Source organism: Austwickia chelonae (genome assembly GCF_003391095.1).
Lineage (GTDB): Bacteria > Actinomycetota > Actinomycetes > Actinomycetales > Dermatophilaceae > Austwickia > Austwickia chelonae_A.
The window spans coordinates 1,652,904-1,664,846 of record NZ_CP031447.1; the positions used below are offsets into that span (position 1 = coordinate 1,652,904).

Genomic DNA, 11,943 nt, shown 5'->3' on the forward strand with positions numbered 1-11,943 from the left:
TTTGCTTTCCAGAGCCGTGGACCGAGGCGCCGTCGCGGTCGACCGAGCCGTTGAAGTGCTCATCTGCTGCATGTGAGACGAGGGGGAGGAACAGGAGGAATCCGACAAGGGCGGAGCTCATGCCCCTTCTCATGGCGTGGCCTTCCACGGAAGTATCTTGATCGACTCGATTCGCCAGCTCCCTGAAACCCACTGCAGGTGGGCCAGGTACTGGCGGGTTTCAGGGGAGCTCCATTCTCCGATCTTCAGTCCGTTTCGGTCGATCTTTTGGGTCGCGGTAAATTTCACTTTCACCACGACTTGGGTGTCGATCTGAGTATTGCTCTTGTATGCCACACATTCTGCGCTGAGGACGTCGAGTTCCGGCCCTGAGATCCGATGTCCTTCCTTGGCCAGCATGGCGACGTCCTCGTCCTGACGGAGACAGCTCTTGACATCCGGCAGGCACAAGCGGGGGAGCTGGCCAGGTGCTGGATTCTCCAAGGTCCTACTTACCGAGAGAAAGAAATGTCGAGCGAATTCTTCAGCTCCTCGCTTGTTCTCTTCTTTCGCTCCGGAAGGCATGGAGGTGAGCGTGTCGTAGCTTTCCGTCGTGGAGCTCGCCACAGGCGTCCTGCTCGTCTCCCGAGTGGCGGTTGGGGTTTTTTCTGCAGTGCCGCAGGAGGCAGCGAAGCACAGCGCGAGTCCGGCAACTCCTGCCATGAACATGTGCGGGTGACGACGGCCTTTCAGTCGTAGTCTTTTTGGGTCCGATCCCGCGCATTTTCCCTGATGATGCGAGGCTTTCCAGCAGGTCGCAACAGATCGCATATATCCGTTTTCCCACGTTTTAAGTCGATTGTCCAAGTCGGTTCCGTGCGTCCGTCATATGGTCGGAGCTGATCTCGCGACACGACATGTCGATCCGGGCCTTGGGTGGTTTTTCTGCGCCACGCCGGCCCCTGAGATCGATGGAGGATGCCGCGGTGCCTGGTGCAGCCCTCGGATGTCCCGTGGCGGGCCGGGATTGCCGGATGGAGCTTCCGCTGGCAGTTGGTGTCACATCTTCTCCGATACGGAAGCGCGCGCATCCGGAGTGTGGGTGAGAGCTTTGAGATGGCGAGACGACTCGGCGCGTCGCAGTTTGGTCCCCAGGGGTGCGCGGCCTTACGATCCCTACATCTAGTGGTGATCAACATGCTTTCCATCCACATGTAGTCCTCAGGCTATGGCGACTTCTCCACAGTCTGTCCACAGGGTCATCCACAGACGGCCTCCTCCACGGAGGAGCCCATGGCACGGAAGCCGCCCGAGCATCCGGCCCTCGACCGGGAACCATCGAAAGGAGAGGCGCTTTGCACTGCCCGTTTTGTCGACACACCGACAGCCGCGTGATCGACAGCCGGACATCCGATGACGGCACCGTGATCAGACGCCGTCGTCAGTGCCCTTCCTGCGAGCGCCGCTTCACCACCATCGAGACCGCCAGCCTGACTGTTCTCAAACGGTCCGGTGTCGGCGAGCCCTTCAGCCGCGCCAAGATCGTCGTCGGCCTACGCAAGGCCTGCCAAGGCCGACCGGTCAACGAAGACGACCTGGCTCGTCTGGCTCAGCGGGTCGAGGAGACCGTGCGGGCCCAGGGGCACGCCGAGATCGACGCCCACGAGATCGGGTTGGCCATCCTCCCGCCGCTACGTGAACTGGACGAAGTTGCTTACCTGCGCTTTGCGTCCGTCTACCAGGCCTTCGACTCGCTCGAAGACTTCGAAGGAGCCATCGCTCTGCTGCGTGCGGAGAAGCTCCCCGTCGAAGACGCCTGACCCGTCATTCAACGAACTTCAGATCGGCGGAATCCTGCGTCGATCACCACAGCGAATCCGCACCGGAAGGAACAGCCATGACGAAGACCACGGACGCGTGCGCCCGAGCGGAAGGCAGCTCGGCGAAGGGTGTGCGCGTGAAGCGGATCTTCACCACTCCCGGAGTGCATCCCTATGACGCGGTGACCTGGGAGCGGCGTGACGTCGTCCAGACGAACTGGAAAACTGGCGAGACGATCTTCGAGCAGCATGCCGTGGAATTCCCTGACTCCTGGTCGGTCAACGCCAGCACGATTGTCACCACGAAGTACTTTCGCGGTGCCGTGGGCACGTCCCAGCGCGAGTCCTCGCTGAAGACTCTGATCGACCGGGTCGTGCTGACCTATGTCCTGGCCGGCAAGGAGCATGGGTACTTCGCCGACGACGAATCAGCCGAGATCTTCGAGCACGAGCTGACTTACTGCTTGCTGCACCAGATCTTCAGCTTCAATTCGCCGGTCTGGTTCAACGTCGGCACTTCCAGCCCCCAACAGGTCAGCGCCTGCTTCATCCTGTCCGTCGACGACTCCATGGACTCGATCCTGAACTGGTACAAGGAAGAGGGGTTCATCTTCAAGGGTGGTTCCGGGGCTGGGCTCAACCTTTCTCGGATCCGTTCCAGCAAGGAACTGCTGTCCTCCGGCGGCACAGCTTCAGGCCCGGTCAGCTTCATGCGCGGTGCCGATGCCTCCGCAGGCACCATCAAGTCCGGTGGAGCTACTCGGCGGGCGGCCAAGATGGTCGTCCTGGACATCGATCACCCCGACATCGAGGAATTCGTCGAGACGAAGGCCCGTGAGGAGCACAAGATCCGTGCCCTGCGCGATGCCGGTTTCGACATGGACCTCGGCGGTCGGGACATCGTGTCCGTTCAGTATCAGAACGCGAACAACTCGGTGCGGGTCTCGGACACCTTCATGAAGGCCGTGGAAGAGGGCAGCTCCTTCGGCCTGACTTCTCGGATGACCGGTGAAGTGATCGAGAAGATCGATGCTCGTGGACTCTTCCGTAAGGTCGCCAAAGCGGCCTGGGAATGCGCCGACCCCGGCATCCAGTACGACGACGCGATCAACACCTGGCACACCAACCCTGAGGCCGGGCGGATCACGGCGAGCAACCCGTGCTCGGAGTACATGTCCCTGGACAACTCCAGCTGCAACCTGGCCAGCCTCAACCTGCTGAAATTCCTCCGGTCGGACGACACCTTCGACGCAGCCACCTTCGCGGAGGTCGTCGAGCTGGTCATCACCGCGATGGACATCTCGATCTGCTTCGCCGACTTCCCGACCGAGTCGATCGGCAAGACGACGGTCGACTACCGCCAGCTGGGTATCGGTTACGCCAACCTGGGCGCCCTGCTCATGGCCACGGGGCACGGTTACGACTCCGAAGGGGGCCGAAGCCTGGCCGCGGCGATCACCAGCCTGCTCACCGGGGCGGCCTACCGTCGCTCTGCGCAGATGGCCGGGATCGTCGGCCCGTATGCCGGCTACACCCGTGATACGGAGGCACACCAGCGGGTCATGCAGATGCACCGGGCGGCGAATGCCGAGATCCGGACCCTGGACGACATGGACCGGAGCATCCACGCCGAGGCTACGAAGGCCTGGGACGACGTGGTCGCGATCGGCGCGGAGCACGGCTTCCGTAACGCCCAGGCTTCGGTGCTGGCACCGACCGGGACCATCGGTTTCATGATGGATTGCGACACCACCGGCATCGAGCCCGACTTCTCCCTGGTGAAGTTCAAGAAACTGGTCGGCGGCGGCTCCATGCAGATCGTCAACCTGACCATCCCTCGGGCGCTGCGCAAGCTGGGGTACCAGGAGGAGCAGATCGAGGCGATCGTCGAGTACATCGCCGATCACGGTCACGTCATCGACGCTCCTGGTCTGAAGACGGAACACTACGAGGTCTTCGACTGCGCGATGGGCGTGCGAGCGATCTCCCCGATGGGACACGTCCGCATGATGGCCGCCTGTCAGCCCTTCCTTTCCGGTGCCATCAGCAAGACGGTGAACCTTCCGGAGAGCGCCACCGTCGAGGACATCGAGGACGTCTACCTTCAGGGCTGGAAGATGGGCCTGAAGGCGCTGGCCGTCTACCGGGACAACTGCAAGGTCGGGCAGCCGTTGTCCGATGCCAAGGCATCCAAGAAGGACGCCGTGGCGGAGGAGACGATTCCTGTGGTGGAGAAGGTGATCGAGTATCGTCCAGTGCGTAAGCGTCTGCCCAAGCGTCGCGAATCGATGACCACCTCGTTCACCGTGGGTGGTGCCGAGGGATATCTCACGGCTTCGACCTACCCCGATGGCGGGCTCGGCGAGATCTTCCTGAAGTTCGGTAAGCAGGGCTCGACCCTGGCCGGTTTGATGGACGCTTTCTCTTTGGCGGTCTCGGTCGCCGTGCAGTACGGCGTGCCGCTGGAGACCTACGTCGAGAAGTTCACCAACCTGCGCTTCGAGCCGGCCGGTTTGACCGATGACCCGGACGTGCGGATGGCCCAGTCGATCATGGACTACGTCTTCCGCAGGCTGGCGCTGGACTATCTGGACTTCGAGTCGCGCTCCTTCATGGGGATCCACACTGCGGAGGAACGGGCCCGTCAGCTGGAGACCGGTTCCTATGCGCCGGCCGCCGACGCCGAGGAAGAGATCGAGGAGGAGATCGAGAACTTCTCCCAGAGCGCGGGCGAGAGCCTGCGTCGGGATCTTGCCCGGCGGGAGAATCGCAAGATCGAGGTCTCCTCGGACAGCGGCGCGGCTGCGGCTCGTGAGGTCGATGTGAAGGTTCACAGTTCCGCCGAGCTCATGGAACAGTTCCAGGGCAAAGTCGCTGACGCCCCGATGTGCATGACTTGTGGGACGAAGATGCGTCCGGCAGGAAGCTGCTATGTCTGCGAAGGATGCGGCAGCACTTCCGGTTGTAGCTGATCTCGAGCTAATACCGGTGGGGTGACGACACGGACAGTCGTCACCCCACCGGCGTGTCGCCAGCTGCACTCAAGGGACCCTGCGGTGCGCCTTCCGTCATAGGACGTGGCTATGCTGGCCCTGGGCAGCGCAGCTCAGATGTTGTGCCGCCGTTGGATACGTCCGCGAAAGGTAGCGACATGGCGAACGATCGGTTGCCGGTCACCGAGGGTTGGCGAAATGCAGACCTGTACCTAGAACCTGCTCTGGACCGCGTCTGGACTGCACTGCGAGATCCGCGGACACCAGAACGTCTAGCCCGGTATTACACCCCGGATGCCAACTTCGCCGGTGCCACCTTCGTGGGCACTTGCCGCTCCGACCCTGAGAGCATCGACTGCGAAGATCTACTCGCGGTCACCCTGCTCGACGTGAAGATCCCCCCACGTGCGGTGCGTGCGCTCCTGGAGCCCGGCCCCACCCGGGAGAAGATCTGCGAGCTGCTCTCGACCGATCGACTTCCGATGGACGCCCGCCTGGAGGAAGCGACTCCCGAGATCCTGGCCAATATGGTCGAACTCTACGAATACCTCCGTGAACTGGTGCCCCCGACCCGTGAGCGTTACGAGGTCAACTGGGCTACGGCAGCGAAACTGTGTGCACGTAAACGGCCTGATCTCTTCCCGGTTCGCGATGAAGTCGTCTGTCGTTATCTGCGACTGTGGCCTTCGCGTTACCAGGTTGATTGGCAGGTCTTCGCTTGGATTCTCGGCCATGACGACGTGCGTGAGCAGCTGACCAGACTCGTCGAGCGCACTGCCGAAGAACCCGGGACAGTGGTGCCGGACCCGACGCATCTGCTGCGTCATCTCGACGTTGCTGTGTGGATGCACGCGCCACACCGCTTCTGAATCTCGTACGGCGGGGCCGGCCACGACTTTTCGAGGTGGTGGCCGGCCCCGCCGTTTCCGTGAGGCATTCGCAGATTGCTGCGGACGCTCAACGGCCGGTGGTGTCTGTTCCCGGTGGTGGCTGGCCGTTCTTCGCGGAGCGCACCACGCCCGGGATCCGCGGAAGATTCGGCATGACGTGGACCTTGCGGGCTCGTTCGCTCTCCGCCCGACGGGCTCGTTGACGAGAGCGCTCCTCCACGTCCAAGTGGCGGAGGACCGCCTCGATGGAGGCCAGGACCGATCCTCGCAAGAGCCACGCCGAGGGATTGTCCCGCCCGTCGACGAAATAGAGGTCGGTGAGGATGGCCCGGGTCTCGCGCAGGATCTCCAAGGTCTCGGCAAGTGCCTCCTCGGCCTCAGCCTGCCGCCCTTCTGCCTCAGCCACCACCAAAGTACCGAAGGCAGCGATGGCATCGCCCATGTCGATCAGGACGACGGAGAAAGCGCCCCTGAGCTCGTCGTCGTAACCCACCCCCCGTGCGGAGGGATGCCCTGCAGTGACAGGGAGCTCGTCCTCCAAGGATTGGAACATCGCGCGCAGGGACAGGATCGTGCGGTCCAAGGTGGACACTCCGCTGCGCAGGATGGGAACCACATCGGCACGAACCAGTGCTCGCGGGTTGAGTCGTCGGTTCTCCTCGACCTGGGCCACGGATTCGGCGGCTACTTCGACCAGGGGTAACAGCGAGTGGGTTTCGTGCAGCCAGGAGGTCACGCGTCTCCGATCGAGCTGTTCGGCCATCTCCCTGCCGGAGCGACGTACCGCCTCTGCCGTTTCTTCTGCGACCTCCAAGAGGGCCTCCTCCGCACTGTGCGGTGCCACCGAGGGGGGAAGGAGCAAGGAGAAGGCCGCGCCGACGCCTGCCCCGATCAGGGTGTTCAGAACGCGGGTCTCTGCCGCGATGTCATGGGCGTAGACGCCAAGGATCAGCATGGCGCTGATGGGTGCTTCCAGGAGGTTGTCGCCGAGTCGGAGGATCGACCCGATGAGCAGGGAGGCCGCGATCACCAGCCCTAGGCTCCACCACGACAGACCTACCCAGGTGGAGACGGCGATCGCGACGAGGACCCCGGTCAGCACGGAGAGAATCCGGAAGACCCCCATCTTCAGTGTGGCGTAGAGGCTCGTCTGGACCACCAGGAGAGCGGTCAGTGGGCCTGTCAGGTCGGTCAGCCCGGGGTTCACTGCCACGGCCAGGAGGTAGGCCAGGACGGCGGCAGAGGTCAGGCGGGTGACCGTCCACAAGGTCGGCACCGAGCGTCTGCGCAGACGAGACGGCTCCAGAGCACGGAATCGGCTCCGGTACAGGGATTCCCGTAAGGACCTGAGATAAGCGGAGTGCACACGCGCAGGATGTCACGGTGCTTGGAAGAATGCCCGCATGCCCACCATCGCTTTGTCCGTCGCCGACGAGCAACGCCGTCGCGACTTCATTCGAATGCGGCGCATCGCCACCTCCCTGTTGGTGATCGCCGCACTGATCTTCCTGGCCACTTTGCACCAGGGCGGTTTCTGGGGTTACGTCAACGCGGCCGCTGAGGCCGCCATGGTAGGAGCGCTGGCCGACTGGTTCGCCGTGACTGCGCTCTTCCGTCATCCTTTGGGGGTTCCGATTCCCCACACGGCGTTGGTTCCGAAGAAGAAGGACACCTTCGCCCGAGGTCTGGAGGATTTCGTCACTGGCAATTTCTTGACCGGAGAAGCTGCTCGTGAACGTTTCATGTCTGCCGATGTGAGTCGGCGTCTCGGTGTCTGGCTCGACGACGAGGAGAACTCCCGGAAGCTTGCCGACGAGTCCGCGCAGGTTCTTTCCCACGCGTTGACCAGGATCGAGGTCGAGGACCTGCGTACCTTGATCGAACATTCCGTCGTCCCTCGGCTCGATGACGAGCCGCTGAGTCCGATCGCTGGGGCGTTATTGGCCGAGGTGGTCCGTGACGGTCTGCATCATTCCTTGGTCGATCTCGTGGTCATCGAAGCCCACGCCTGGCTGCGGGACAATCCCGAGACCTTCAACGCCATCGTGGGAGAGCGTGCGCCGGGCTGGGCGCCTGGCTGGGTGAACGGCATGATCGCCGACCGGGCTCATCTCGAAGCGCTGCGCTGGGTCTGCGCAGTCCGGGACGACCCGGGACACCGGGTCCGTGCTGCTTTGGATGACCTGCTGAGCGATCTTGCGCGTGACATGCAGCAGGATCCAGCCACGATGGAACGTCTTGAAACTCTCAAGAGTCGCTTGCTGACCCACCCACAGACCTCAGACGCGGCGTTAGCCATCGCCGAGGTTCTCCGGGCTGGTCTGCAGCGTGCGCTGGAGGACCCGGCAGGTCTGTTGCGTGCACGGATCGCCAAGGAATTGCGGCGTCTGGGGGAGCGGCTGACCACGGAGCAGGACCTGCGGGAGCAGGTTGATGCCCGGGCCGGCGACGCTATCGCCTTCATGGTCGACACCTACGGTGGGGAGCTGGCCCCGATCATCTCCCAGGTGATCGCCCGCTGGGATGGGCAAGAAGCTGCGGAGAAGATCGAGCTTCATGTGGGGCGTGATCTGCAGTTCATCCGGATCAACGGAACATTGGTCGGTGGGCTGGCCGGTCTGCTCATTCACGCCTTCAGCCAGCTGGTCGCAGGTTGACGCGGATCGGTCTTCCCTGGTTGCCTGACTGCCGTCAGGGAAGACCGATCGTGGTGAGCGTCAGACTCGGGCGCTCTCCGGCCCGTACATGTCTTCGATGAGATGGGCGAAATGCTCCGCGACTATCCGGCGTTTCACCTTCAACGTGGGTGTCATCTCACCGGAGTCGATGGACAGCTCGCCAGGAAGTAGCCGAAATTTCTGAATCTGCTCATGACGGGCCATTCCCTGGCCTGCCGCGGTGATCTTCTGTTCGTAGAGGGCCTGGACATCCGGGTGATGGACGAGGGCGTCCCGGTCGGTGACCGGCCATCCACGGCTGCTGCCGATCTCTTCCAGGCCGGCGAAGTTGGGTTGGAGCAGCGCCACGAGGTATTTGCGGTTGTCTCCGACGACCACTGCGGACTCGATCAACGGATCAGCGGAGAGATGGTTCTCCAAGGGCGCCGGCGCGATGTTCTTACCTTGCGCAGTGATGATGAGGTCTTTGAGTCGGTCGGTGACATACAGATAGCCGTCCTCGTCGAGATGGCCGATGTCTCCGGTGTGGAACCATCCCTCGGTGAAGGCCTCTTGGGTGAGTTCTGGGGCATTCCAGTAGCCGTTGAAGACGTTGACTCCGCGGACAAGGATCTCTCCGTTGTCTGCGATGCGTACCTCACAGCCTTCGATCGGGCGGCCGACCGATCCGATACGCACCTGACCAACGGCATTACAGCTGATCATGGGCGCGGTTTCGGTGAGCCCGTAGCCTTCGTAGATGTCGAGATCGGCCGCGAGGAAGAAGTCGATGACTTCGCTCCGGATAGCTGCTCCGCCGCTGGACATCAACCGTTTGGGTCCTCCCACAGCATCTCGGACCCGGTGCAGGACGAGCTTGTCGGCGAGAGCATTGGCCGCGAGGAGATAGGGGGGAACCGGTCTTCCTGCTCGCCTGCGGGTCTGCGTGGCATAGCCGGTCCGAACGGCCCAGTCAAAGATCTTCCGTTTGGCGCCGGTTCCAGCCTGCTCATGCGCGACGGCGTACACCTTCTCGTAGAGGCGGGGCACTGAGCAGAAGGCATCGGGCTGGATCTCCACCATGGCCTCGGCGACTTCCCGAGGGTTGGTGACGTAGATGTTCTCCATCCCGTTGGCGAGAACGACCAGGGTCCACCCTCGTTCGAAGACGTGGGAAAGCGGCAGGAAACACATGCTGCGCAGGCCAGGGCTCAGCTGGAAGCGCGCGATCATGACCATGACCTCGGAGAGGAGGTTTCCGTGGCTGATACACACGCCTTTGGGTTCGCCTGTGGTGCCGGAGGTGTAGACGATGGTGGCCAGGGTGTCGGGAGTCATCGTGTCGATCCGCTTTTCGACAGCCGTGGCCGTTTCGGGAGCGACTGGCTGGTCGAGCAGTTCGGTCAAGGTGCCGTCGATGAGCCCGGTCGGCGCGTTGGCCACGTCTTCGGCCGAGGTCGACAGGGAGAAGACCTTGTCCAAGGCGGGGAGTTCGTCTCGGACCTGGGCCAGCCGCCGGGCTTCGGCTGCGCTACCGATGAAGACGATCGTTGCGCCGGAGTCGGCCAGGATATGCCGGACCTGTTCGGGGCTGGACGTCTGATAGATCGTCACCGTGATGGCCCCGGCGGACATGATACCGAGATCCGCCAAGGTCCACTCCGGGCTGTTGCCCGCGAAGATGGCCACTCGATCGCCGGGGGAGATGCCCAGCGTGGCAAGTGCTGCGGCGATCTGTCGTGTCTGGTTCTTCAGCGCGGCGTAGGAGAGCCGTATCCACTGTTCGGACCGCTTGACGCTGAGCGCTGTGCGGTGTCCGTGGAGCGAGGCAGACTCGTCAATCAGGCCGATCAGATGTGGGTGTTCCATGGGCCCTCCTTCGTGGTGAACCACCTTACGCCACCGTAACCTACTGGACCGTAACTTGGGTGTCCTGGAAGATGAATCCACTTCGATACAAAGTTGCTCGGCGTTCGCGGTGCTCTTCTGCGGGTGCAGCGCGGCAAGAACACGATCTCGGACGGCATACGATCGAGCGAGCCCCGCGAAGCGGGGGCACACACACGGAGGACAGGAATGACGCACAAGCCCCGCCGCGTACGCAGCCTCGCGGCGGTCACGGCCGTAGCCGGTCTGATCGCCGGATGCAGCGCAGGATCGTCGCAGCCGGGTTCCGACGGCGCCAAGGGATCCGGAGGGAACGGACAATCGCTCACGGTCGGCATGGTGCTCCCGCCGGCTTCTCTCGATTTCACGAAGACCGACGGCGCCGCGATCCCTCAGGCCCTACTCACCAATGTTTACGAAGGCCTGGTCAAAGTCGATCAGCACGGGAAGATCACCTCAGGCCTTGCCCGGTCCTGGCGAGTTTCGCCCGACCGGTTGACCTATACCTTCGAGCTGCGTGATGACGCCAAATTCACCAATGGCGCCGCCTTCACCGCCGAAGACGTCAAATTCTCCGTCGAACGTGCCAAGAAGGAATGGACGACATCGGTCGCCAAGACGATGCAGGCTGTCAAAGAGGTCAAGGTCGCTGACTCCAAGACGGTCCAGATCTTCTTGCACAAACCCAGCAACGACTGGTTGTTCCGCATGGCAGCCACCCGCGTAGGCGCCATGTTCTCCCGCACCGGTGTCGGCGATCTTGCCAAGACACCGGTCGGCACCGGCCCGTACAAGGTCGAGAAATGGACGCCGGGAGACTCTCTCGTCCTGACCCGTAACAAAGACTATTGGGGCGCAAAACCCCATCACGACAAAGTCACCTTCAAGTACATGGCCGACACCTCGGCTCTGAACAATGCGATGCTCACCGGAAGCATCGACATCCTCTCCGTCGTCCAGCCCGATGCCGTCGATCGGTTCAAGGACACCGAGAAATACGTCACCGTGAGCGGGACGACCAACAGCGAAGTCGTCCTGTCCTTCAACAATGCGCGCGGGCCTTTCGCCGACAAGGTGGTTCGGCAAGCCGCCCGCTCGGCCATCGACCGCAAGAGCCTGATCGAGAAATGCTGGGGTGGCAAAGGCCAGACCATCGGCAGCATGGTCCCGCCCAGTGATCCGTGGTACGAAGACCTCACCGCGGTCACCCCCTACGACCCGGCCAAGGCCAAGAGTCTCCTGGCGCAGGCCAAGATGCCCACCGTCACCATCCGCCTACGTCTGCCCTCCGTGCCCTACGCGGTTTCCTGCGGACAGGTCGTGAAGAGTCAGCTCGAACAGGTCGGTTTTGTCGTCAAACTCGACCAGCTGGAATTCCCCGCGTGGCTCACCAACGTCCTCCAGAAGAGCGACTACGATGCGTCGATCGTGGCCCACGTCGAGCCTCGTGACCTGGCTCAGGTCTACGGAAACCCCGACTACTACATCCACTATCGCAACCCTGCTCTCACTGCGGCGCTCGAAGCCGCTGACACTGGTGACGAAGCCACCCAGATCGCCAAGATGAAAGAGGCCGCTCGCATGATCGCCGAGGACTCCGCCTCCGACTGGCTTTTCCTCATGCCCAACCTCATGGTGGCGAAGAAAGGCGTCGCGGGGCTCCCGGAAAATCTCCTCAGCGAATCCTTCGACGTGACGGCAGTCACTCGTTCGTGAC

8 protein-coding genes are annotated in these 11,943 nt (G+C 62.7%); 5 read left to right on the forward strand and 3 right to left on the reverse strand.

Annotated features, from left to right (window positions below; translation table 11 throughout):
* Positions 1 to 129: 129 nt before the first annotated feature.
* Positions 130 to 846, reverse strand: coding sequence for a DUF6318 family protein (locus DX923_RS16465; RefSeq protein WP_205413116.1), 717 nt, complete (start codon positions 844 to 846; stop codon positions 130 to 132).
* A gap of 488 nt (positions 847 to 1,334) precedes the next feature.
* On the opposite strand from DX923_RS16465, the gene nrdR reads away from it, so the two are divergent.
* From nrdR to DX923_RS07215, 3 genes are all read left to right on the forward strand, one after another.
* On the forward strand, positions 1,335 to 1,799 hold the full coding sequence (gene nrdR, locus DX923_RS07205; protein WP_116113742.1) for a transcriptional regulator NrdR: 465 nt from the start codon (positions 1,335 to 1,337) through the stop codon (positions 1,797 to 1,799).
* A 77-nt stretch (positions 1,800 to 1,876) separates the two neighbouring features.
* Positions 1,877 to 4,771, forward strand: a complete 2,895-nt coding sequence (locus tag DX923_RS07210) for a vitamin B12-dependent ribonucleotide reductase (RefSeq protein ID WP_116113744.1) — start codon at positions 1,877 to 1,879, stop codon at positions 4,769 to 4,771.
* A 179-nt stretch (positions 4,772 to 4,950) separates the two neighbouring features.
* Positions 4,951 to 5,661, forward strand: a complete 711-nt coding sequence (locus DX923_RS07215) for a DUF6308 family protein (protein WP_116113745.1) — start codon at positions 4,951 to 4,953, stop codon at positions 5,659 to 5,661.
* Between the two features lie 88 nt (positions 5,662 to 5,749).
* On the opposite strand, the gene DX923_RS07220 is transcribed toward DX923_RS07215, so the two are convergent.
* Positions 5,750 to 7,048, reverse strand: a complete 1,299-nt coding sequence (locus tag DX923_RS07220) for an FUSC family protein (protein ID WP_162872838.1) — start codon at positions 7,046 to 7,048, stop codon at positions 5,750 to 5,752.
* A gap of 37 nt (positions 7,049 to 7,085) precedes the next feature.
* Here DX923_RS07220 and DX923_RS07225 point away from each other — a divergent pair, with 37 nt between their 5' ends.
* Positions 7,086 to 8,339 (forward strand): DUF445 domain-containing protein, encoded by a 1,254-nt coding sequence (locus DX923_RS07225; protein WP_116113748.1) that lies wholly within the window; start codon positions 7,086 to 7,088, stop codon positions 8,337 to 8,339.
* A gap of 60 nt (positions 8,340 to 8,399) precedes the next feature.
* Here DX923_RS07225 and DX923_RS07230 read toward each other — a convergent pair whose 3' ends face one another.
* Positions 8,400 to 10,208 (reverse strand): AMP-dependent synthetase/ligase, encoded by a 1,809-nt coding sequence (locus tag DX923_RS07230; protein ID WP_116113750.1) that lies wholly within the window; start codon positions 10,206 to 10,208, stop codon positions 8,400 to 8,402.
* 207 nt (positions 10,209 to 10,415) lie between these two features.
* On the opposite strand from DX923_RS07230, the gene DX923_RS07235 reads away from it, so the two are divergent.
* Complete coding sequence (locus DX923_RS07235; RefSeq protein WP_116113751.1) at positions 10,416 to 11,942, forward strand: ABC transporter substrate-binding protein; 1,527 nt, start codon at positions 10,416 to 10,418, stop codon at positions 11,940 to 11,942.
* Position 11,943: the final 1 nt, after the last annotated feature.